We start from the raw sequence: 23,164 nt of genomic DNA on the forward strand, positions 1-23,164 counted from the left end.
GGCTACGACAGTGACATGTGCGAGCCCTGGTCGGCCCGCCGGTCGACCCTGGTCATGAGCGCCCGGGCGTACAGCGTGACGCCGGCCAGGATGCCGACCACGGCGATCGGCACGCCGTAGCGGGGCCGCACGTACATCGCCAGGAACCAGGACCTGACGTGGATGTCGGAGAGGATGAAGACCAGCGGGACGATCCCCTGCGGGATCAGCAGGATCGAGCCGAGGCCCCAGCTGAGCCCCTCGACCGTGCCGCCCTTCCCGGCCGCCGGGGCGCCGCCGGCGTTCCGGGCCACGGTGGGACGGCCGGTGCGCATGGTGTGCAGCAGGTCGGAGCCGTCCTCGGTGAGCTTCCGGATCGCCAGACCGCCCAGCACCCACGCGACGGCGATGCCGGTCAGCACGCCGACCGGCACGCCGGCCCAGGTCAGCCACGGCTGGTCGAACCGGGCACCGAGATGGACCAGGACGAGCGCGGGCGCCGGCGGCAGCAGCCCGACCCAGAACAGCACGTTGGACCGGCCGGTGGTGTCGGCGCGTTCCAGCGGGTTGCTCGGCCGCTTGTGGGCGTCGGGGCCCGGGACCAGGCCGAACACCGACGAATGGATGATCAGGCCGGCGCCGCCGCCGAGCAGGGCGGGCACCGCCGCGGCGACCCACGGCCAGGTCCAGGTCAGACCGCTCCACCAGGCGAAGGCGATGCTCAGGGCGACGGCCGGCGGCGTGAAGACGATCAGGTACGCCCACTGCCGGCCCCGTACGTCGGCGCGCTGGGCGCCGATCGTCAGGGTCTGCCAGAGCGCCGTGCCGTCCTGGCTGTAGAGGTTGCCGGCGGAGGTGATCGCGAAGAGCGCCAGCGCCGGGCCGGCCCAGGGCAGCAGGAGCCGGGTGTCGAAGGTCAGCGGCAGCAGCACGGTGCCCAGCGCCCAGACGATCGGCACCACCGCCGTGGTGGTCCGCAACGGGTCACGCCACCAGGTGCGCAGCTCCTTGCGGACGACCGCGCCGGTCGTACCGCCGAGCGGGCCGCCACTCACCGGGGCGCGACCGGCGCTGCCCCGGATGGTGGCCCGGGCCCGGCGCGGATTGCCCAGCTCGACCGACCAGACGAGCAGCAGCAGCACGCAAAGCACGACCAGGCCGGCCGGCGCGGCGAGCGCGAGCGGCCAGTCCCCGCGGCCCGCGGCGTCCACCGCCACCACCCCCCAGCTCGACGGGATCGCCCGCAGCGTCACGGTGGTCGCGTGGGAGAACCCGGTCGTGAGGACGTCGGAGTACATCACGGCCACGACGATCATCCAGCCGGACTGGGTGAGCACGAGCATCGCGGCGAACAGCACGCCGGTGATCGCCGCACCCGCCCTCGACGCCGCCACCACGCCGAACAGCGCGTGGACCACCCGGGACAGCAGCACCACGAAGATCAGTTGCAGGGCCGCGACCGGCGTCGCCAGCAGCGCCGCGGCCAGACCCTGCCGGGCCCCGTACGTGATCAGGCCGACGAAGCCCAGCGCGGTCACCGCCGTGGTGATTCCGACGAACGCCGCCCCCAGCAGTCCCACCGCGAGCCGGCGGCGCGGCACCGGCAGCAGCGCGAAGTGGTCGGCGCGCAGCACCGCCGAGCCGCTCCACAGCGGACCGATCAGCCAGCCGAGCGTCCACATCCCGAAGACGCCCGCCAGCAGGTCGCCCAGCACGTCGTCGTCGGGCAGCTCGACCAGGGAGAGCCAGATGGTGGCGGCCGCGAACAGCAGACCGAGGACGGCGCCGACCAGCATCCACGCGGCCCGGCCACCGGTCATCGAGTTCCTGATGATCGTCAGCTTCATCCGGATCAGGACGCCAACCACGACAGCCCCTTCCGGGTGTGCTCGCCGCCGCCGACCAGCCGGACGAACGTCTGCTCCAGCGTGCCGTCGCCGCGGACCTCGGCGAGCGGGCCGGCCGCCACCACCCGCCCCCCGGCCATCACGGCCACCGTGTCGCACAACTGCTCGACCAGTGGCATCACGTGGCTGGAGAGCACCACCGAGCCACCGCCGGCCACGAAGTCGATCAGGATCGCCTTGAGGGCGGCCGCGGACACCGGGTCGACCGCCTCGAACGGCTCGTCCAGCACCAGCAGCCGGGGTCCGTGCAGCAGCGCCGTCGCCAGCCCGATCTTCTTGCGCATGCCGGTGGAGTAGTCGACCACCAGGGTGCGCTCGGCCGAACCGAGCTCCATCACGTCGAGCAGCTCCTGGACCCGGCCGGCCAGCACGCCGGCCTCGATGCCGCGCAACTGCCCGAGGTACGTCAGCAGCTCGCGTCCGGTCAGCCGCTCCGGCATGGACAGCCCGTCGGGCAGGACGCCCATCAGCGCCTTCGCCCCGACCGGGTCGGACCACACGTCCACCCCGAACACGTGCGAGGCGCCCTCGTCCGGGCGGAGCAGGCCGACCGCCATGGACAACGACGTCGTCTTGCCTGCCCCGTTCGGGCCGACGAGCCCGAAGAACGAGCCCTGCGGGACCACGAGGTCGACGTGGTCGACCGCGGTGTTCGCGCCGAACGCCTTGTGCAGGCCGGACAGTCGCAGCGCCGCCGGCCGGCCCGGCGCGTCAGGACGTTCCGCTCCGGCGTACCCGGTGGTCGCTGGCTCCATGGCTTCCCCCGCTGTCACTCGGCGTCGACCTCGCTACGGTACTCATCAGTGACGATGAGGTGGAGGACGCGATGACCGTTCGACGACTTCTGCAGCGGACGATGACCGGCTGCCTCGTGGCGACCGCGCTGACGGCTCTGACGCCGGCCGGGACGGCGCAGGCGGCGTGCACGACGAGCAGCTTCACCGTCGTCTGGGACTACGCGGGCATGTACACCGAGCCCAAGGAGTCGACGCTGTACGGCACCCGCCGCTACGGGCAGGTTGTCACCGGCCCGACCGGCAACACCGCCAACGGCTGGACGCTCACCTACGACTACTGGAACGGCCTGCCGCTCTGGGCGTACATGAAGGACGCCGCGTTGCAGTACCGCGGCTGCGCCTGAGCCCGGCGGCCTCGACCACGAGGGCGGGCGCGGCCACCCCGGCCCGCCCGCCCTCGACCCGACCCGTCGACACCTAACCGGTGATCACCGGCCAGGCGTAGGCCAGCAGGGCGCACGCCGCACCGAGCAGGGCGAGCGAGAAACCGCGGGTGGGAATGGGCAGCGCGGCGAGCACGAGCAGGATGACCGCGACGACATAGAGAAACGCCTGCACCGACATGGCAGTCTCCTCGGGAGGTTGGCTGATGGCGGTGCGATGTCTACCCCCGCCGACCCGGTCGGGAAACCCGCGCCTGCCCGGAGGTCGGGTCAGCAGCCGAGCCGCTTACCGGACAGGGCGATGTCGTCGATCCAGAGGTCGAACTCGCCCGGCGTGGTGCCGCCCTGGTAGAGCTGCCAGCCGATCTTCACCGTGTCGACCGCCGGCAGGACGAAGGGCACGTCGTTGCCACCGTGTTCGGTAGTGGAGGCGGTCAGCCCCGGGTTCGCCACGCCGTCGATCCACACCGCGACCCGGTTGTCCGTCGGGTCGATCTTCCACTCGACGCACTGCCAGGTGTCCTCGGTGACCGGGGCGGACTCCCGCCAGTTGGTCCAGTCGCCGGTCGGGCCGCCGTCGGCGCCGATCCCCCAGAAGGTTCCGGGGACCGTGGGCGCGTACTGGCCACCGACCGGACGGACGACCTCCGCGCTGCCGGCGCCGGTCGCCTCCACCAGCGTGAAGTGCGCCCAGTCCGGGGCGGTGGGGAAGGCGTCGACGCGCAGCCGCATCCGGCCGTAGAAGCGGTTGCCCGGCGCGGCGACGTCGTCGACGCGCAGGAAGGCGCGACCGTTGTCGACGGTGTGGACGTGCAGCACCTGGTTGCCGCGGCGGGCCCGCTCGACGGTGAGCGTGCCGTGGCGGGTGTCGACGCCCCAGTTCACCGTGCTGGGCCCGCCGGGAGGCAGTCGCTCGAAGTCCTCACAGAAGAGCAGGCCACGGGGGCACGAACGCGAGGCGGCGGGCGACGCGCCGGCCGGAACGCTGCCGGCGGCGGTGCCGAGGATCAGGGCGGCGGTGAACACCGCGAGGTAGCTACGCATGGTCGTCCTCCACGTCTCGTCGGTCAGGGGCTGGTGCAGGAGAATCCACCGGGGGCGGCGTTGCTGCTGCCGTTGACCAGGAATCCGAAGGTGGTCGAGGCGTTCGCGCCGAGGGACCCGTTGTAGTCGGCGTTGCGGACGCTGACCGTGCCGCTGGTGCCGGTGTTGATGCCGTTCCAGACGTTGGCGACGGTCTGCCCACCGGCCAGCGTCAGCCGCACGGTCCATCCGGTGAGCGTGGTGGAGCCGGTGTTGGCCACGGTGACCTCACCCTGGAAGCCACCGCTCCAGCTGTTGACCGTGCGGTACGTCGCGGTGCACGCACCCGGCTGCCCGGTGCCAGGGGGCGTGGTCGGCGGAGCGGTGGTGGGTGGGACGGTGGTCGGCGGGGTCGTGGTCGGTGGGACGGTGGTCGGCGGGACGGTGGTCGGCGGCGGGGTCGTGCCCGGCACCGTCGTGGAGGCGGCGTTGAGCGCGTCGCGGACGGCGGTGTACGCCGCCTTCGGGTTGCTGTTGCGGTCGAACAGGAGCGGGTTCTCGTTGCCGCGCCAGGAGTCGCTGTCCCGGATGCCCCACGTCGTGATGCCGACGCAGCGGGGGACGTTAGCGCAGGCCTGGGTCAGGCCCTGGTACTGGCTGGTCGAGGCGTTGGTGACGTCGGCCTCGGTCAGCGCCACGTCGACCCCGAGGGCGGCGAAGCTGGACAGCGTCGTCTGGAAGTTGCCCGGCAGCGAGCTGCCACCGGTGAAGTGGGTCTGCAGCCCGACGCAGTCGACCGGGACGCCACGGGACCTGAAGTCCTTGATCATGTTGTAGACGCCCTGCGTCTTGGCGTACGTCCAGTTCTCGATGTTGTAGTCGTTGTAGCAGAGCTTCACGTTCGGGTCGGCCGCGCGCGCGGTCCGGAACGCCACCTCGATCCAGTCGTTCCCGGTGGACTGGAGGTTCGACGACCGCCTGCTGCCGTTCTCCGCGAACGCCTCGTTCACCACGTCCCAGTAGGCCAGCTTGCCCCGGTAGTGGGCCATCACGCCGTTGATGTGGTCGATCATCGCGGTGCGCAGGGCGCTGCCGCTGAGACTTCCCCAGAACCTCGGCTGTTGAGCGTGCCAGGCCAGCGTGTGACCACGGACCCGCATGCCGTGCTGGGTGGCCCAGTTGTAGATCGCGTCCCCGGCACGGAAGTCGAACTGGCCCGGGTTGGGCTCGGTCGCGTCGGGCTTCATCTCGTTGACGGCCGTCATCATGTCGAACTCGCGGTTCGCGATGGTCAGGAAGCCCGAGTCGGTGAGACGGTCGCCTCCCATGGCGGCGCCGAAGTACCGGCCGCTGCGCTCGGCCGCGGCCTTCAGGGTGGTTCCGGGTGGCCCGCTGAGGTCGGCGCGGGCGAAGGTGGCCAGGGCCATCGACGACACGGTGACCGCCAGGGCGCAGGCCCCACCCAGAAGCAGCCTGACGGCACGCCTGGTCCGGTGTCGCGGTTGAGCGGGTACGTCATTCATCTGTGCCTACTCCTCGGTGTGCTGTCTGATCCGTTGCCGCACGCGGCACGGGATCCGGCCGGTGGACGGTCGGCGCACCGCGCTCACGGCGGGACCAGCACGCGGCAGGTGACGCCGTCCCGGCGTCCGCCCGGCCGCGCCCGAATGGATGACCACCGGCCGGCTACCCGGTCCGCCCGGTGGATGGCGAACACTCCGTCGCGTACGCCCCTGCGGAGTGACGCTGCCCTGGCGCGATACTATATCGAATTGATTCGATGCAACAGATCGGGTCGGGAGCCGACTCCGGCGGGCCGGGGCACGGCAGGCTCCGTCCGCGCCCTCCCCCGCAGGGGTGAGCCGGGAACGCGTGGCCACTCGCCCACGCCCCGCACCGGCTAGGCTCGTCGGCGTGCCGAGCCGCCTCTCCAGGACCGGCCGGTGAGCCCGTTCCGCGTCCTCACCGACCTGGTGGGCCACTACGGTTACCCGGGGCTCGCCCTGCTCGTCGGCGTGGAGGGCTTCGGCGTCCCCGCACCCGGCCAGACCGCGATCGTCCTGGCCGCCGGATACGCGTCGCACGGCCGGCTGAGCGTCGTCGGCGTGGCGGCCACCGCGTTCCTGGCCGCGGTGATCGGCGACAGCATCGGCTACCTGATCGGCCGCCTCGGGGGCCGCCGGCTCGTCCTGCGCCACGGCCGTCGCCTGCGTCTCGGCCCGGACCGGTTCGCCCGCCTGGAGGCGGTGATGAGCCGCCACGGCCCGAAGCTGGTCGCCGCCGCCCGCTTCGTCGACGGCCTGCGGCAGTTCAACGGCGTCGTCGCCGGCACCACCGGCATGCCGTGGCGGCGCTTCGTGGCCTTCAACGCGCTCGGCGCCGCCGCCTGGGTGGGGCTGTGGACGACGGCCGGCTACCTGACCGGCGACCATCTGCGCGCCGTGCTCGTGGACCTGCACCGGTTCGAGTGGTACCTGATCGCCGGCGCGGTCGTCCTCACGCTCAGCTACGTCGGATGGCGACTGGTGCGCCGCCGACGCGGCGAACCGACGTAGGCCACCCGCTGCGGAGCGCGGCGCACGGGCGGCGACGCGACGTCTTTCGACATCGGCTATTGACGTCGCCGTAACCGGGGGCCTAGCGTCTGTCGAACCGCTTCGTCGAACCGCTTCGACGATCATTCGGATGCGGTTCCCTGCCTGGCCGGAGGAGGTGCGCGGTGGCCACCATGCATGACGTCGCCCGCCTGGCGCAGGTCTCGGTCAGCACCGTCTCCTACGTGCTCACCGGCACCCGGCCGATCTCCCAGGCCACCCGGGCCAAGGTGCTCGCGGCCATGACCGAGCTCGACTACCAGCCCAACGCCATGGCCCGTGGCCTGGCCAGTCGGCGCAGCCGGATCCTGGGCCTGCTGCTGCCGATGGACGAGCGCGGCCTCGGCGCGACCGAGACGGCGTTCGTCACCGGGGCCGCCGCGGCGGCCAGCGCCGTCGGCTACCACCTGGTGCTGTCGCCCGTCGGCGGTGGCGGTGACCTCGACGACCTGCGCCGGCTGGCCAGCCAGCGGATGTTCGACGGCGTCGTGCTGATGGAGGTGCAGCTCGCCGACGAGCGGGTCAGCGCGCTCCAGCAGGCCGGTGTGCCGCTGGTGCTGATCGGGCGCACCGGGGACACCGACGGGCTCTCCTACGTCGACATCGACTTCGATCAGACCGTGCGGGCGGCGGTGGCGCACCTGGTCGGCCTGGGGCACCGGCAGATCGTCTACGTCAACCACTCGGCCGAGACCCTGGCCAGTGGTTACGGTCCGGCTCTGCGTACCCGGGACGCCTTCGTCACGGCCATGACCGGCCACGGCCTGGAACCGGTCATGATCCCGGCCGAGGACAGCGCCGACGGCGGCCGGGCGGCGCTGGCCGCCGCCCTCGCGCGGGCGCCGGACCTGACGGCCGTGGTGGCCATGAACGAGACGGCGATCTTCGGCATCCTCGGCGAGCTGACCGCGCGGGGGCGGTCCGTGCCCGACGACGTCTCGGTCGTCTCGATGGTCACCTCGCCGCAGGTCGCCGAGCTGGCCACCCCGGCGCTGACCGCGATGACGTCGCCCGGGTCGGCGATGGGTCGGATCGCGATCGAGGCGCTGGTGCGCCACCTGGACGGGGCCGGTGACGAGCGCCACCAGCAACTGCTGCCGTGCACGCTCGAGATCCGGGGCTCGACCGCAGCCCCACGACGCCCCCAACCGATGAGGGGCTGACCAGTAGAAACGGCCCGTCGCCGCGCGGCAACGCGACGACGGACCCAGTGAAGTACCGGCTCGATACTCAACGAGGAGGATAGCAATGCAGCGATTCCGCCGGATCGTCGCGGCGCTCGCCCTGGCGGCGACCGCGACGACCACCGTGGCCGCGTGCAGCGGCGACGACAGCGGTGACGACAGCGGGGCCAAGACGCTCAAGCTCTGGCACTACGAGGGCGAGAACAGCGCGATGGGAGTCGGCTGGGACCGGGCCATCGAGATCTTCAAGGCCGAGCACCCGGGCGTCGAGGTGCGCTTCGAGCGCAAGGCGTTCGAGCAGATCCAGCAGAACGCCGGCATGATCATCAACTCGTCCGAGGGCCCGGACATCATGGAGTACAACAAGGGCAACGCGACGGCCGGTCTGCTGTCCTCTCAGGGCCTGCTCACCGACCTCAGCGGCGAGGCGGAGAAGCGCGGCTGGGCCGACAAGCTCAGCCCCAGCCTCCAGACCACCGCGCGCTACAGCGACAAGGGCGTGATGGGGTCGGGCAACTGGTTCGGCGTGCCGAACTACGGTGAGTACGTCACGGTCTACTACAACAAGGACCTGTTCGACCGCAACGGCGTCAGGGTGCCCACCACCATGGCGGAGCTGACCGCCGCGATGGACACCTTCGTCAGCAAGAAGATCACCCCGCTGGGCATGGCCGGCGCCGAGTACCCAGCCGGGCAGCTCTTCTACCAGCTGGCCCTGTCGAAGGCCGACCGGCAGTTCGTCGACGACTACCAGCTCTACAAGAACCCGGTCGACTTCACGGCGGACCCGCTGAAGTACGGCGCGGACACCTTCGCCGACTGGGTGCGGAAGGGCTACGTGGCCAAGAACTCGGCGAGCCTCAAGGCCGAGGACATGGGCACCGCGTTCATCGCCGGCAAGACGCCGATGATCGTCTCGGGGAGCTGGTGGTACGGCCGCTTCAAGGCCGAGATGAAGGCCAACTGGGACACCTTCCTGTTCCCGGGCAACACGCTGAACGCCGGCTCGTCCGGCAACCTCTGGGTCGTCCCGACGAACAGCAAGGCCAAGAGCCTGGCGTACGACTTCATCGACATCACCCTGCGTCCGGAGATCCAGGACCTGATCGGCAACAACGGTGGTGTCCCGGTGGCCGGTGACCCCGCCAGGATCAGCGACCCGAAGGACCGCAAGCTGATCGAGGACTTCAACACGGTCAGCAAGCAGGACGGTCTGGCCTTCTACCCGGACTGGCCGGTGCCCGGCTACTACGACGTGCTGGTCGGCGGGTTCCAGGCCCTGATCAACGGGTCCAAGACCCCCGACCAGGTGCTCGACACGATCGCCAAGCCGTACGCCGACGGCGTCAAGGAGATCACCGGCAAGTGACACGGCGAGCGGCGGGCGCGACCGGCACGACCGGCGCGCCCGCCCGCCCCGCCGGGAAGGATCTTCCATGGCAGTCCCCGACACCGTCGCCGCCACACCGTCGGCGTCCCCCACCCCCACCCCCGCGCCCCCGCCCCGCCGCCGACCGCGTGGCCGCAACGCGGCGTACTGGCTCTACCTGCTCCCCGGAGCGGCGCTGTTCATCCTGGTCATCGGCGCGCCGCTGGTCGGCACCGGCTACCTGTCGCTGACCCGGTGGTCGGGCGTCGGTGACCCCACCTTCGTCGGGTTGGACAACTACCAGCGGTTGCTGCACGACGAGGTGTTCTGGGCGTCGTTCCGCAACACCGTGGCGATGATCGTCGCGATGGTGGTGGTGCCGACAGTGCTCGGGCTGCTGCTCGCCTCGGTGCTCTTCGACGTCGTCGGACGTCGGTTCAGGCCACGTACGGCGGCGGCGTTGCGGGCCGCGTTCTATCTGCCGCAGGTGCTGCCCGTGGTGGTGGCCGGCATCGTCTGGGGCTGGATCCTGCGCCCGGACGGCGCGTTCAACAGTCTGCTCGACGCGGTCGGTCTCGGGGCGCTGCGCCACGACTGGCTCGGCGACCCGGACACCGCGCTGCCGGCGGTGATGGCGGTGATGATCTGGGTGCAGATCGGCTACCCGGTGGTCGTGTTCATGGCGGCGTTGCAGCGGGTCGACCCGGAACTGTACGAGGCGGCCGAGGTCGACGGGGCGAACTGGTTGCACCGGTTCCGGGCGATCACGCTGCCGCAGATCCGGCCAGAGACCTTCGTGGTGGCGCTGACCTGCACCATCGCCGCGTTGAAGGTGTTCGGGCCGATCTTCGCGCTGACCCGGGGCGGCCCGGAGAACGCCACCAACGTGCCGTCGTACTTCGCGTACTACACGTTCTTCAAGAAGCTCCAGGTCGGGTACGGTTCCGCGATCTCCACAGTGCTCACGGTGATCATCGTCGTGGTGGCAGTGGTCTTCATCGGGGTGCAGGCCCGCAGCGAGCGCCGGGACCGGGGGATCTGACATGGCCATCACGATCACCGAGGCCCCGGTCCGCCGGCCGGTGCGCGACCGGCACCACCGGGGCGTCAGCCGCTGGGTGGTGCTCGCCGGAGTCACCCTGGGCGCGCTCGTCATGCTGGTGCCGTTCGCGTTCATGCTGCTCAACGCGTTCAAGTCGCCCGGTGACTACTCGTCGGGCGGCCCGCTGAGCTGGCCGACGGAGTTCTACACCAGGGGCCTGCGGACGTACTGGGCCGAGGTGAACTTCCCGCTCAAGCTGTGGAACTCGGCGCTCATCGCCGGGTCCGTGGCGGTGCTCGGCGTCGTCGTGTCGCTGCTCAACGCGTACGCCCTGGGCATCGGCCGGGTCCGCGGCCGGCTGTGGATCGTCGGGGTGTTCCTGCTGGCCAACATGCTGCCGCAGGAGGCGTTGATCTACCCGCTGTACTACGTCGCCAAGGAGATCGGCCTCTACAACACCCGGCTGTCGGTGATCATCATCTTCACCGTCATCCAGAGCGCGTTCGGCACCTACCTGCTCGCCTCGGTGCTTGGCACGTTCCCGCGCTCCCTGCTGGAGGCCGCCGCGCTGGACGGCGCCGGCAAGTGGACGGTGCTGTGGCGGGTGGTCTTCCCCAACCTGCGGCCGACCCTCGCCGTCCTGCTCATCTTCTTCTTCATCTGGACCTGGAACGAGTTCCTCATCCCGCTGGTCATGCTGATCGACAACCAGACGCAGACCATCCCGGTCGCCCTCGCGTCGTTGCAGGGTGACCGCCTGATGGACGCCCCGACGACAAACGCCGGCGCATTGATCAGCCTGGTGCCGGCCATCCTCTTCTTCCTCATCTTCCAGCGCACTCTGGCGCGCGGCATCACGGCAGGAGCCGAGAAGTGAAGTTCACCGACGGGTACTGGCAACTGCGCCCGGGGGTCAGCGTGCTGCGCCCCGGCACTGTCGAATCGGTCGAGATGGACGAGCGCGGCTTCACCGTCTTCGCGCCGGCCGGTCAGATCAACGGCCGCGGCGACACGCTCAACCGGCCGGTCGTCACCGTCCGCTTCTTCTCCCCCGCGCCCGGCGTGGTCGGGGTCACCATCGGCCACCACAGCGGCGGGCTGCCCCGCGAACCCCACTTCGGGTTGCGCACCGACGACACCCACCCGGTCACCGTCGACATCACCGGCATCAGCGCGTCGCTGACCACCGGCGAGCTGACCGTCCGGGTCGCGCTGGTCGACGGCTGGCGGGTCGAGTTCCGGCACGGCGACCGGCTGATCACGGCGTCCACCGGGCGCAGCATCGGGATCGTCACCGACGGCGAGGGCCACCGGTACGTGCACGAACGGCTCGCGCTCGGCGTCGGCGAGACGGTGTACGGGCTGGGCGAGCGGTTCGGCCCGTTCGTGAAGAACGGTCAGACCGTCGACGTCTGGAACGCCGACGGCGGCACCGCCAGCGAGCAGGCGTACAAGAACGTGCCGTTCTACCTCAGCAGCGCCGGCTACGGGGTGTTCGTGGACCACCCGGAGCACGTGTCGTTCGAGGTCGGCTCCGAGGTCGTCGCGCAGACCCAGTTCAGCGTCGCCGGCCAGTCGCTCACCTACCACGTCGTCGACGGGCCCACCCCGAAGGACGTGTTGCGCCGCTACACGGCGCTGACCGGCCGGCCGGCCCGGGTTCCCGCCTGGTCGTACGGGCTGTGGCTGTCCACGTCGTTCACCACGTCGTACGACGAGAAGACGGTGACCGAGTTCGTCGACGGGATGGCCGAGCGGGACCTGCCGCTGTCGGTGTTCCACTTCGACTGCTTCTGGATGCGCCAGTTCCACTGGGTCGACTTCGTCTGGGACCCGGCGACCTTCCCCGACCCCGAGGGCATGCTGCGGCGGCTGCACGAGCGGGGCCTGAAGGTGTGCGTGTGGATCAACCCGTACATCGCGCAGCGCTCGTACCTGTTCGAGGAGGGCCGCCAGGCCGGCTACCTGGTGCGCAACCCGGACGGGTCGGTGTGGCAGTGGGACAAGTGGCAGGCCGGCATGGCGCTCGTCGACTTCACCAACCCGGACGCGGTCGCCTGGTTCACCGGCAAGCTCAAGGCGCTGCTGGACATGGGCGTCGACTGCTTCAAGACCGACTTCGGTGAGCGCATCCCGACCGACGTGGTGTGGCACGACGGGTCGGACCCGCAGCGCATGCACAACTACTACGCCTACCTCTACAACAAGGCGGTCTTCGAGCTGCTGGAGACCGAGCGCGGCGAGGGCGAGGCGGTGCTGTTCGCCCGCTCGGCCACCGCCGGCGGCCAGCAGTTCCCGGTGCACTGGGGCGGCGACTGCGAGTCGACGTTCGTCGCGATGGCCGAGTCGCTGCGCGGTGGGCTGTCCCTCGCGTCGTCCGGCTTCGGCTACTGGAGTCACGACATCGGCGGCTTCGAGGGCACCCCCGACCCGGCCGTGTTCAAGCGGTGGATCGCGTTCGGCCTGCTCTCCTCGCACTCGCGGCTGCACGGCTCCGGCTCGTACCGGGTGCCGTGGGCGTACGACCAGGAGGCCGTGGACGTGCTGCGCCACTTCACCCGGCTCAAGCTCCGGCTCATGCCCTACCTGGCGGCGACGGCCGAGGAGGCGCACCGCGACGGCATCCCGATGATGCGTCCGATGGTCGTGGAGTTCCCGGACGACCCGGCCGTGGCGCACCTCGACCGGCAGTACATGCTCGGCCCGGACGTGCTGGTCGCGCCGGTGCTCAGCGCCGACGGGCAGGTCACCTTCTATGTCCCCGCCGGCACGTGGACCCACCTGGTCACCGGCGCGCAACTCACCGGTCCGGCGTGGGTGACCGAGAAACACGAGTACGACAGCCTGCCGGTGCTCGCCCGGCCCGGCGCGGTCATCGGGTTCGGGGCACGCTCCGACCGGCCCGACTACGACTGGGCCGACGGGGTGGAGCTGCGGCTCTACGCCCCGGCGGAGGGGCAACGGCGACGGGTACGGATCCCGGCGCCCGGCGAGGGGCCGGGCGCGCAGTTCGAGGTCGGCTTCCGCGACGGGGTGGCGACCGCCGAGCTGATGGCGGGCGAGTCGTCGGCGTACCACTGCGTGGTGGCCGGCACGGAGAGGTGGGGACGATGACGGCACGGAACTTCCCGGAGAGCTTCGTCTGGGGTTCGGCCACGGCGGCGTACCAGATCGAGGGCGCGGCCACCGCTGACGGCCGCGGCCCGTCCATCTGGGACACCTACAGCCACACCCCCGGGCGTACGTGGAACGGCGACACCGGTGACGTGGCCGCCGACCACTACCACCGGTGGCCGCAGGACCTCGACCACATCGCCGAGCTGGGGCTGGGCGCGTACCGTTTCTCGATCTCCTGGCCCCGGGTGCAGCCGGGCGGTTCCGGGCGGTTCAACGCCGCCGGCCTGGACTTCTACTCCCGGCTGGTCGACGGCCTGCTGGAACGCGGCGTCCGGCCGGTGGCGACCATGTACCACTGGGACCTGCCGCAGGAGCTGGAGGACGCCGGCGGGTGGCCGGTGCGGGAGACGGCGCTGCGCTTCGAGGAGTACGCGTCGGGGATCGTCACGGCGCTCGGCGACCGGGTGCACACCTGGACCACCCTCAACGAGCCGTGGTGCTCGGCGTACCTGGGTTACGGCTCCGGCGTACACGCGCCCGGCCGGACCGAACCGGCGGCCGCGCTGGCGGCGGTGCACCACCTGAACCTGGCGCACGGCCTGGCCGGGCGGGTGGTCCGGACGCTGGCGCCGAGCGCCGAGCTGTCGGTGACGTTGAACCTGCACGTCGTCCGGGGCGCGTCCGACTCGGCCGCCGACACCGACGCGGTCCGGCGGATCGACGCCCTGGCCAACCGGGCGTTCCTCGGCCCGATGCTGGACGGGGCGTACCCGGCCGACCTGCTGGCCGACACCGCCGCCGTCACCGACTGGTCGTTCGTGCGCCCGGGTGACGAGCGGCTGATCGCGGTGCCGCTGGACGTGCTCGGGGTCAACTACTACGCCAGCACCCTGGTCCGCGCCGGGGACGGGCACTCGGCCCGCTCCGACGCCGACGGGCACGGCGCCTCGGCCCACTCGCCGTGGGTGGGCGCCGACGACGTCGACTTCCTGCCGCAACCCGGCCCGCACACGGCGATGGGGTGGAACATCGACCCACCGGCCCTGACCGAGCTGCTGCTGCGGCTGCGTCACGAGTACCCGGGCCAGCCGCTGATGATCACCGAGAACGGCGCGGCGTTCGAGGACGTGGTCTCGGCCGACGGACGGATCCACGACGACCGGCGGATCGACTACCTGCGCCGGCACATCGACGCGATCGCCGACGCCCGCGCGCAGGGCGCGGACGTCCGGGGCTACTTCGTCTGGTCGCTGCTGGACAACTTCGAGTGGGGCTACGGCTACGACCGCCGCTTCGGCATCATCCGCGTCGACTACGACACCCAGGAGCGCACCTGGAAGGACAGCGCCCACTGGTACCGCCACCTGGCCACCACCGGTCAGCCGGACATGTGAGCGCCGAGCAGCACACCTATGCTCAGCGGAGCTGTCACACGTCGACGAAGGACGCCCATGGCCCGCCCCTACCGTCCCGGCCCGAAGCAGTTCGTCTTCTCGGCCGGTGATGGCGACGATCACCACGTCTCGGTGGGCGACCCCCAGGAGGCGTACGAGGCGTTCTCCGCGTTCTTCCGGGGTCGAGAGTCCGACACCTACACCATCCGGGACGAGGCGGCGAGGCAGAGTCTGGTGCTCATGCCTCGTCGGGGGGTGATCTCCCGGATCACGGACGGGGACGACGCTCGGTCGGCACACCTCCTGGTCGACCGGCGCAACCGCTACCTGCCGAGCGCGATGCTGTTCTTCGAGAACGGCTATGCCGGCCTCGACCACTTCGGGCAGTGGTTTCCCGACCCGCGCCCGAGCGGTGAGAGACATCGTCTTCACGCGTAGCAGCGGCTGGATCCCCACCGTGATCCGCGAGGACGGCGAGCTGAAGCCACCGAGTTCGAGCGCGCGCGTCGTCGACGCGGTGCCCGGTAGTCCCGGAGGGAACCCACGCCCGCGCCGTCCGGTCGGAGATCCAGCGACCCGTGGCGCGGTCAGTCGGCTGGGGTGAGGCGTACGCGGCGCAGCAGTTGCGCGTTGAGCGCCACGACGATGGTGGAGGCGGACATCAGCACCGCGCCGACGGCGGGGCTCAGGGCGACGCCCGCCCAGGCCAGGACGCCGGCGGCGAGGGGGATGGCGACCACGTTGTAGCCGGCGGCCCAGGCGAGGTTCTGCACCATCTTGCGGTAGGAGGCGCGGGAGAGCCGGATCACGCCGGTGACGCCGCGCGGGTCGGAGGAGGCGAGGACCACGCCGGCGGACTCGATGGCGACGTCGGTGCCGGCGCCGATGGCGATGCCGACGTCGGCGCGGGCCAGGGCGGGAGCGTCGTTGACCCCGTCGCCGACCATGGCCACCGTCAGGCCGCGGGTCCGCAGGTCGGCCACGGCGCGGTCCTTGTCGGCGGGCAGGACCTCGGCGAACACCTCGTCCACGCCGGGCCGGAAGCCCAGGTCGGCGGCGACCGCCTCGGCGACCGGACGGGCGTCGCCGGTGATCATGGCGATCTTCCTGACGCCCTGCGCGCGCAGCTCCGTGATGGCCTGCCGGGCCTCCGGGCGCACCTCGTCCTCGAGCGCGAACGCGCCGACCGGTTCTCCGCGGCCGTCGGCGGGCAGCCGCACGAGGTGCAGGACCGCGGCGCCCCGGGCCGACCAGCGGGCGCTGTCGGCGTCGAGGTCGGCGGGCACCGTGGCGTCGAGTTCCCGCAGCAGGGCGGGACCGCCGACGGCGTAGACGGTGCCGTCGACGACGGCCTGCACGCCGCGCCCGGTCAGGGACCGGAAGTCGCGGGCCGCGGGCGTCGGACCGCGGGCGTGGGCGGCGGCGGTGAGGGCCCGGGCGAGGGGGTGCTCACTGTCGGCCTCGACCGCGCCGGCGATGCGCAGCACGTCGTCCTCGGCGCGTCCCCCGATGGCGGCGACGGCGGTGAGGGTGTGGGCGCCCCTGGTGAGGGTGCCGGTCTTGTCGAACAGCACCGCGTCGACGCCCCGCATGCGTTCGAGGGAGAGGCGGTCCTTGACGAGGATGCCGGCTCTGGCCGAGACGGCCGTGGACAGCGCGATCACCAGCGGGATGGCCAGCCCGAGGGCGTGCGGGCAGGCGATGACCAGGACGGTGACGGTGCGGACCACGGCCTGGTCGAGGTCGCCGAGGGCCCACCAGGTGCCGAAGGTGATCAGCGCGGCGGCGGTGGCGAGGTAGAACAGCCAGGCGGCGAACCGGTCGGCCAGCACCTGCGCCCGGCCGGCGGAGCTCTGCGCCTCGGTGACGAGTCGGCCGATGCCGGCCAGCGCGGTGTCCTCGCCGACCGCCTCGACGCGTACCCGCAGGGCGGAGTCGGTGGCCACGGTGCCGGCGACCACCCGGTCCCCGACGGCGCGGGGCACCGGCCGGGACTCCCCCGTGATCATCGACTCGTCCAGTTCGGCGGCACCGTCGACGATCCGACCGTCGGCCGGCACCCGACCACCGGAGCGCACCAGCACCACGTCACCTACCCGCAGCTCACCGACCGGGACCGGGTGGGGGCGGCCGGAGTCGTCGAGGCGTTCGGCGTCGTCGGGCAGCAGCGCGGCGAGCGCGGAGAGGGCGCCCTGGGCCTGACCGACCGCCTTCATCTCCTGCCAGTGGCCCAGCAGCATGATGGTCACCAGCGCCGCCAGCTCCCACCAGAAGTCGAGGCTGAACCCGCCGAGGCTGGTGGCCAGGGACGCGACGTAGGCGACGGTGATCGCCATCGAGATCAGCAGCATCATGCCGGGCGCCCGGTCGCGGACCTCGCGCCCGCCGCCGACCAGGAACGGCCAGCCGCCGTAGGCGAACACCACCGTCCCGAGCACCGGGCCGACCCAGGTCGTGCCGGGGACGTCCAGCCGGTAGCCGAACCAGTCCATCACCATGTGGCTGGTGGCCACGATCGGCACGGTCAGCGCCAGGCTCAGCCAGAACCTGCGCCGGAACCGCTCCGGGTCGTGCCCGGCGTGCTGACGTGTCACGGCTCCACCCCCGCCCCCGAAGACGTACCCGCCGGGGGTACGGCTGCGACGATGCTCCTCCTCGGGGATGTGGTCGCCACCACGGCTACCCCGCACGGGTACCTGACCGATGCCGCTCGTACGCCGCGCAGGCCGTGCGGCGCCGGCGGGAAGGAGTACCCGCCCCGCCGGACGAGACACCTGGCGACCGGAACCACCCCCGGCAGACGATGCGACGGGCCGGGCCCCGGGTGGTGTCGCGGCGGGCAGGGTGACGGGATCGTTCGGGTGGCTCGCGGCCGAGGGTCGACGGCAGCCCCATGTGCTCACATGAGCAGGGCTGTGTGGTTCCCCTGCGCGACGCCGTCGTCGTCGAGGGCGCCGAGGTGGGCGAGGATCTGTTCGGCCTCGGGCATGTCGAGGTCGGTGTAGAGGATCATCGCCCGTTGGAGGTGCCGGCGGGCGGCGGTGGGTGCCCCGAGGGCGCGGTGGACGTGACCGAGGCCGGCGTGGGCGCGGGCGTGCTCCTGGTGCGCGCCGATGTCGACCGCGATCGTGTGGGCCGCGGTGTGGTGGCGGAGCGCGTCGGCCAGCTCTCCCGCCAGGCGGGCCGCTTCGGCGAGCCCGTTGAGCGCGCTGGCTTCGCCGTACCGTTCGCCGGTCTCACGGAAGATGTCGAGCGACAGTTGGTGGTGGTCGGTGAGCTGGCCGAGGCGGGTGTGCAGGGTACCGAGGCTGTTCAGCGTCCAGGCCTGACCCGTGCGGTTGCCGAGTTGACGGTACAGGGCCAGCGCCTGCTCCAGGTGGGACCTGGCCGCCGGGTGCCGTCCCAGCCGGATCTCGATGTCGCCGAGGGTGTTCAGCGTCCAGGCTTCGCTGGCCCGGCCGCCCAGTTGCCGAAAGAGGATCAGCGACTGCCGCACGTGTTCCGTGGCCGAGCGGTATTCACCCAGTTGCGCTTCGACCTCACCGAGGTTGTTCAGCGCGTGCGCCTCCCCGGCCCGGTGACCGGCCTGCCGGAACAGGGCCAGCGCGTGGCGGTAGGTGTCGGCGGCGGCCCGGTTGCGGCCGAGCTGTGACTCGATGACGCCGAGGTTGATCAGCGCGCGGGCTTCGCCGACGTGGTCGCCGCTCTGCCGGAACAGGGTGCTGGCCCGTTGGAGGTGCTCGGCCGCCGGCCCGTACCGACCGAGTTGGGTGTAGGTGGCGCCGAGGCTGGTCGAGGCGTGCGCCTGTTCGACCGTGTCGCCGGCACGGTGTGCGGCGTGACGGGCGTGCTCGTGGATGGCGAGGGCGTCGGTGGGGTGTCCGCCGTGCAGGTACTGGAACAGGGCAGCCGACAGGTACGCGGGGTGGGAGTGCCAGCCGTGCGCGGCGGCGTGCGCGGCGACGGCGACCAGAGTCGGGCGTTCGGTGTCCAGCCATCTGCGGGCGGTGTCCGGGTCGGCCGGAGCGGCGACGGTGACGCCGTTCGACGGCACCCTGCGGTGCGACCCGGCGGGGTAGAGGACGTCCACGGCGGCGAGGGCGCCGGCCACGTAGTAGTCGAACAGGCGGGTCAGGGCGGCGCGGCGTTCGGACGGCGGGTCCTCGTCGGTACATCGGCTGGTGGCGTAGGCGCGCACCAGGTCGTGCAGGGCGTAGCGGCCGGGGGCGGCGTGGTGCAGCAGATGGTCGCGGTGAAGGTGACGCAGCTGGGTCCGCGCCTCGCAGGTGGGGATGCCGGTGAGCGCTGCGACGGCCGGGGCGTCGAAGTCGTCGCCCGGGTGTGCGGCCACGAGGCGTAGCAGCCGGCGCCGGTCGGCGGGCAGGTGCTGGTAGGACAGGTCGAAGGCAAGCTCGACGCTGAGGTCGAGGCGCTGCTGGTGATGGCGTTCGTCGAGCCGGTCGGCGTGGTCGGTCAGCGTCCAGCCGGAGGTGCCCCTGATGTGCGCGGTGACCAGCCCGAGCGCGAGCGGGAGGTGCCCGCATCGGTGGGCGATGCGGGCCATCGCGTTCGGGTCGGAGCCGCTGGGGATGTGCGATCCGCCGGCGGCGAGCAGGGCCGCCGATTCGTCCGGGGTGAACAGGTCCACCGCGACGTGCGTGGTGTGCGGCAGGGCGCGCAGGGCGCGTCGGGTGGTGATCAGCACGGGGCAGCCCCGGGTGTCGGTCAGCAGCGGGCGGGCCTGCTCGGCGTCTCGGGCGTTGTCCAGCACGACCAGCGTGCGGGTGCCGGCCAGCAGGCGTCGGTAGGTTGCCACGCGGGCGGTCAGGTCGTGCGGTATCTGCTGGCCGGCGACGCCCAGCAGACGCAGGAAACCCTCGAGGACGGAGGCCGGGTCGGCCGGCGGCTGCGTGGGGTCGGGGTGGAATCCGCGCAGGTTGACGAACAGGATCCGGTCGAACGGCTCCTCCCGGTGCCGGGCGTGCGCGGCGTGGACGGCGAGCTGGGTCTTGCCGACGCCGGCCATGCCGTGCAACGCGATGACGACCACCCCGGCGTCGGGATCACCGGTGTCGAGCGCATGTCGGAGTCGGTGCAGCGCGGCGGTGCGACCGACGAAGCCGGGCAGGTCCGGCGGCAGGGTGCCGTGCACGCGTACCTGCGCCGCCGCGCGGGCTTCCCCGCTGACGACCCGCAGCGCCTGGCGCCACTGCGCCACGTAGCCCACGTCCGGGTGCAGCGCCTGCACCACGGCGATCACCAGGTCGGTGTTGAGCCGCCGTCGGCCGGACTTGAAGCAGTCGGCGACTGTCGTCCTCCGGGCGACGACCGGGCCGCCCGGGTGCGCGGCCCGGCAGGCGGTGTTGATCCGGTTCTTGATCGTGTCGTAGGAGGGGTCACCGGCCCACACTTTCAAGATCCGCAGGATGCGGGCCACCTCGTCCAGCGAGTCGGCCCCTCCCGGATCCGGCGGCGTCACACCGCCGCCACTCGACAGTGACTCGGTCACGGCAGCTCCTGAGCATGTGGCATCGGTTGGCGTCTCCACTAGACCGGCGCTGGCCAGCGGCGTCACGAGATGTGTCGTTGATTTGCGTCGACATCGCGCTCGCCGGCGGGAAGCAACGCGGACGCGTCCGGAGTCGTCCGGGATTCCCCCACGCCCCGACGACCCGCCGCAGACTCCTGGTGCGGGCCGGGCACCGCCGGCGTCCGCCGGTCACGCGCCGGCCAGTCGCTAGCCGCCGAGGGAGGTGTCGCCATGAAGATCCAGATCCGTCGTCTCGAGAAGATCGAGACCACCGTCATCTGCGCCTGCAGCCCCTGCACGGACTGCTGACCCCGACGGTCCTGGTCACCGCCGGGGGGCGGTGACCAGGACCGCCTCGACGCCCCGGGGCGACGACCGCCCCACCAGGACCCGAAGGAGCGAGTACGGATGAGGCGACCCCGGATCAAGAGTGTGTTTCCCCCCATCCCGCTGGGCGACGGCCGCATCCGCATCGGCGGCGGCGACTACGGCATCGCCTCGGAGATGGTCGACGACGAGCACGGCAACACCTGGCGCCTGCTGAGCCTGATGGACGGCACGCGCACCCGACCCGAGTTGGCCGACGCGATGGCGCAGCACCAGCCGGGCATCACCGCCGCCGACGTCGACGCGTCCGTCGACGCGCTGATCGACATGGGTTTCGTGGAGGACGCCGCCGTGCCCCCGCCGGCTCGGCTGCCGGCGGCGGAACGCGAACGGTACCGGCGCAACCTGGAGTTCTTCTCCTACTTCCACAAGCCGCCGCTGACCGCTGCCGACTTCCAGCTGCGGCTGCGCGACGCCCGGGTCACGGTGCTCGGCATCGGCGGGCTCGGGTCGTACGTGGCCATGAGCCTGGCCGCGATCGGCGTCGGGGACATCCTGCTGGTCGACGACGACGACGTGGAGCTGATGAACCTCAACCGGCAGGTGCTCTACACCGACGCCGACGTCGGGCAGCCCAAGGTGAGCGCCGCCGTCCGCCGGCTGACCGAGATCAACCCGCACGTGCGGGTCAGCGGACGCAACGCCCGCGTGGACGGGGTCGACGCCGCCCGCGCCTGCATGACCGGCCGGGACCTGGTGATCTGCGCCGCGGACCGGCCCCGCCTCACGCTCTACCAGTGGCTGAACGAGGCGGCCCTGCGGGAGGGCACCGCGTGGATGCGCGGTTCCAACGACGGGTTGACGGTCAGCCTCTTCCTGCACGTGCCCTACCGCACCGCGTGCTTCCAGTGCGTCGAGCAGGACGCCGCGGCCAACCACCCGGAGTACACGCCGATGGCCGAGTACGTGGTCGGGGTGATCGGTGACCGGACCATCAACCCGTGCAACGCGCCGATGGCCGGGATGATCGGCAACCTGGCCGCCCTGGAGGCCGTCAAGTACCTCACCGGCATGGCGGAACCGGTCATCGTCGGTCGCAAGCTCGTCGTCGACGTGCACCGGATGGAGACGCAGTTCGCCGAGGGCACACTGCTCGACGACTGCGCCGCCTGCGGCCCGCAGGGCCGGGTCCCCCGCCCCGGCGCCACCGCCCACGACACGCGGACCACGGTCGCGTCCGGATCCGCGCCGTGACCAGCGCGCTCGCCGACACCACAGTCGTCCGGCTGTATCCGCTGCACATCGGCGAGAGCGAGGACGGTGTGTGCGAGGTCGGCCGGGTGGACACCGGCGACTTCGTCGAGTTGCCGGCCGAGGGCGTCGACCTCGTCCGGTGGCTCGGCGAAGGAATCCCGCTCGGCGAGGTCCGCCGGCGGTTCGCCGAGCGGTACGGAACGGAGCCGGACCTCGCCGACTTCCTCGACGGCCTCGCGTCCTGCGGCTTCGTGCAGCCCGACGTCGAAGCGGGCACAGCCGGCGACCCGGCCGGCGCCGGCGGGTCGACGATCGACGCCGTACCGGGCACCGGTGTCGCCGTACCCCGGCGGGGACTGGCGCTGCTGGCGAACCTGTCGCCGCACCGGGTCGCCTGGCTGCTCGCGCCGGCGATGCGGCTGCCCTACGCCGCCGGCTGGCTGACCGTACCGCTGCTGCTGGCGTTCGTTCCCCGGCTGCGGCCCACCCCGGCGGACGCGTTCCTCGTGGACGGGGTCCTGGCCAACGCGCTGCTCGTCGCGGCGGTGGCCTGGACGCTGGTGCTGCTGCACGAGCTGGCGCACGCGGCCACCGTACGGGCGTTGGGCGTCACGGGACGGCTGTCCGTCAGCCGACGGCTGTGGTTCCTGGTGGCGCAGACGGAGATGTCGGCGGTGCGGTCCGTGCCCCGCCGCCGCCGCTACGCCCCCTACCTGGCCGGGCTGACCTGGGACCTGCTGCTCATGTCGGCCTGCCTGCTGCTGCAACTCGCCGGGGTGCACGACCGCCTGGTCCGCGGGATCGTCTACACGCTCACCCTGTCGGTGGTCTACCAGTTCCTGGTGTTCATGCGCACCGACATCTACTTCGTCCTGGGCAACTGGCTGCGGCTGGGTGACCTGATGGGCGACACCCGGCGCTGGCTGACCAACCAGGCCCGGCGGCTGGTCGGCCGCGCCCCCGCGCACGACCTGGGTGGCGTGCCGGCGCGGGAGCTGCGGATCATCCGCTGGTACGCGCCGTGCTACCTGCTCGGGTCACTCGTGGTGACCGTGGCGCTGCTGGCCCTCACGGTGCCCGCCATGGTCACGATGGTCGGCCTGGCCGTCGACGGCCTCGACGCCCCGCTCGACGGGCCCGCCTTCTGGAACGGCGTGGGCTTCCTCGCGCTCGTCGCCCTGCAACTGGCCACCTTCGGCTGGGTCGTCGTCACCGAACGCCGTACCGCCACCTGACCGGCTCGCCCACTGCCCAACCTCCCGGG

19 protein-coding genes are annotated in these 23,164 nt (G+C 71.9%); 12 read left to right on the forward strand and 7 right to left on the reverse strand.

The window, feature by feature from the left end:
- Positions 1 to 2 precede the first annotated feature (2 nt).
- Together ACH495_RS27805 and ACH495_RS27810 are read right to left on the reverse strand one after the other, a co-directional pair.
- A complete protein-coding gene (locus tag ACH495_RS27805) occupies positions 3 to 1,847 on the reverse strand; it encodes a hypothetical protein (RefSeq protein ID WP_396860665.1) in 1,845 nt (614 codons plus the stop codon).
- Entirely contained in the window at positions 1,832 to 2,641 is an 810-nt protein-coding gene (locus ACH495_RS27810; protein WP_396860666.1) for an ABC transporter ATP-binding protein, read from the reverse strand. The genes ACH495_RS27805 and ACH495_RS27810 overlap by 16 nt, the downstream gene beginning before the upstream one ends.
- 71 nt (positions 2,642 to 2,712) lie before the next feature.
- Here ACH495_RS27810 and ACH495_RS27815 point away from each other — a divergent pair, with 71 nt between their 5' ends.
- Complete coding sequence (locus ACH495_RS27815; protein ID WP_396860667.1) at positions 2,713 to 3,027, forward strand: hypothetical protein; 315 nt, start codon at positions 2,713 to 2,715, stop codon at positions 3,025 to 3,027.
- Between the two features lie 73 nt (positions 3,028 to 3,100).
- On the opposite strand, the gene ACH495_RS27820 is transcribed toward ACH495_RS27815, so the two are convergent.
- The 3 genes from ACH495_RS27820 to ACH495_RS27830 form a co-directional block, all read right to left on the reverse strand.
- A complete protein-coding gene (locus ACH495_RS27820; RefSeq protein WP_396860668.1) occupies positions 3,101 to 3,247 on the reverse strand; it encodes a hypothetical protein in 147 nt (48 codons plus the stop codon).
- Positions 3,248 to 3,336: 89 nt separating this feature from the next.
- Positions 3,337 to 4,110, reverse strand: coding sequence for a hypothetical protein (locus ACH495_RS27825; protein ID WP_396860669.1), 774 nt, complete (start codon positions 4,108 to 4,110; stop codon positions 3,337 to 3,339).
- Between the two features lie 23 nt (positions 4,111 to 4,133).
- Positions 4,134 to 5,612, reverse strand: a complete 1,479-nt coding sequence (locus ACH495_RS27830; RefSeq protein ID WP_396860670.1) for an endo-1,4-beta-xylanase — start codon at positions 5,610 to 5,612, stop codon at positions 4,134 to 4,136.
- Positions 5,613 to 6,032: 420 nt separating this feature from the next.
- Between ACH495_RS27830 and ACH495_RS27835 the strand changes: the two genes are divergently transcribed.
- The 9 genes from ACH495_RS27835 to ACH495_RS27875 all read left to right on the forward strand — a co-directional run bounded on the left by ACH495_RS27835 (position 6,033) and on the right by ACH495_RS27875 (position 15,393).
- Complete coding sequence (locus ACH495_RS27835; RefSeq protein WP_396860671.1) at positions 6,033 to 6,644, forward strand: DedA family protein; 612 nt, start codon at positions 6,033 to 6,035, stop codon at positions 6,642 to 6,644.
- 173 nt (positions 6,645 to 6,817) lie between these two features.
- Positions 6,818 to 7,846 carry a LacI family DNA-binding transcriptional regulator gene (locus ACH495_RS27840; RefSeq protein ID WP_396860776.1) on the forward strand — a complete coding sequence of 343 codons (1,029 nt, stop codon included), beginning with the start codon at positions 6,818 to 6,820 and terminating at the stop codon, positions 7,844 to 7,846.
- A gap of 85 nt (positions 7,847 to 7,931) precedes the next feature.
- The gene (locus ACH495_RS27845; protein WP_396860672.1) at positions 7,932 to 9,236 is read left to right on the forward strand and encodes an ABC transporter substrate-binding protein; all 1,305 of its coding nucleotides are present in this window, start codon (positions 7,932 to 7,934) and stop codon (positions 9,234 to 9,236) included.
- 67 nt (positions 9,237 to 9,303) lie between these two features.
- A complete protein-coding gene (locus ACH495_RS27850; protein ID WP_396860673.1) occupies positions 9,304 to 10,278 on the forward strand; it encodes a carbohydrate ABC transporter permease in 975 nt (324 codons plus the stop codon).
- 1 nt (position 10,279) lies between these two features.
- On the forward strand, positions 10,280 to 11,155 hold the full coding sequence (locus ACH495_RS27855; protein WP_396860674.1) for a carbohydrate ABC transporter permease: 876 nt from the start codon (positions 10,280 to 10,282) through the stop codon (positions 11,153 to 11,155).
- Complete coding sequence (gene yicI, locus ACH495_RS27860) at positions 11,152 to 13,392, forward strand: alpha-xylosidase (protein ID WP_396860675.1); 2,241 nt, start codon at positions 11,152 to 11,154, stop codon at positions 13,390 to 13,392. Before ACH495_RS27855 ends, yicI begins: the two co-directional genes overlap by 4 nt.
- Entirely contained in the window at positions 13,389 to 14,789 is a 1,401-nt protein-coding gene (locus ACH495_RS27865; protein ID WP_396860676.1) for a GH1 family beta-glucosidase, read from the forward strand. Before yicI ends, ACH495_RS27865 begins: the two co-directional genes overlap by 4 nt.
- A 57-nt stretch (positions 14,790 to 14,846) precedes the next feature.
- Entirely contained in the window at positions 14,847 to 15,227 is a 381-nt protein-coding gene (locus tag ACH495_RS27870) for a hypothetical protein (protein ID WP_396860780.1), read from the forward strand.
- Complete coding sequence (locus ACH495_RS27875; RefSeq protein WP_396860677.1) at positions 15,151 to 15,393, forward strand: DUF6357 family protein; 243 nt, start codon at positions 15,151 to 15,153, stop codon at positions 15,391 to 15,393. Before ACH495_RS27870 ends, ACH495_RS27875 begins: the two co-directional genes overlap by 77 nt.
- Here ACH495_RS27875 and ACH495_RS27880 read toward each other — a convergent pair.
- Both ACH495_RS27880 and ACH495_RS27885 read right to left on the reverse strand, forming a co-directional pair.
- Positions 15,377 to 17,452: a heavy metal translocating P-type ATPase gene (locus ACH495_RS27880; protein ID WP_396860777.1), complete on the reverse strand. Its 2,076-nt coding sequence runs from the start codon at positions 17,450 to 17,452 to the stop codon at positions 15,377 to 15,379. The two genes, ACH495_RS27875 and ACH495_RS27880, sit on opposite strands and share 17 nt — an antisense overlap.
- 236 nt (positions 17,453 to 17,688) lie before the next feature.
- Positions 17,689 to 20,298 carry a tetratricopeptide repeat protein gene (locus tag ACH495_RS27885; RefSeq protein WP_396860678.1) on the reverse strand — a complete coding sequence of 870 codons (2,610 nt, stop codon included), beginning with the start codon at positions 20,296 to 20,298 and terminating at the stop codon, positions 17,689 to 17,691.
- A 429-nt stretch (positions 20,299 to 20,727) separates the two neighbouring features.
- On the opposite strand from ACH495_RS27885, the gene ACH495_RS27890 reads away from it, so the two are divergent.
- Both ACH495_RS27890 and ACH495_RS27895 read left to right on the forward strand, forming a co-directional pair.
- A complete protein-coding gene (locus ACH495_RS27890; protein WP_396860679.1) occupies positions 20,728 to 21,900 on the forward strand; it encodes a ThiF family adenylyltransferase in 1,173 nt (390 codons plus the stop codon).
- Positions 21,897 to 23,135, forward strand: coding sequence for a hypothetical protein (locus ACH495_RS27895; protein WP_396860680.1), 1,239 nt, complete (start codon positions 21,897 to 21,899; stop codon positions 23,133 to 23,135). Before ACH495_RS27890 ends, ACH495_RS27895 begins: the two co-directional genes overlap by 4 nt.
- Positions 23,136 to 23,164: the final 29 nt, after the last annotated feature.

Source organism: Micromonospora sp. NPDC018662 (assembly GCF_044391475.1).
Taxonomy (GTDB): domain Bacteria; phylum Actinomycetota; class Actinomycetes; order Mycobacteriales; family Micromonosporaceae; genus Micromonospora.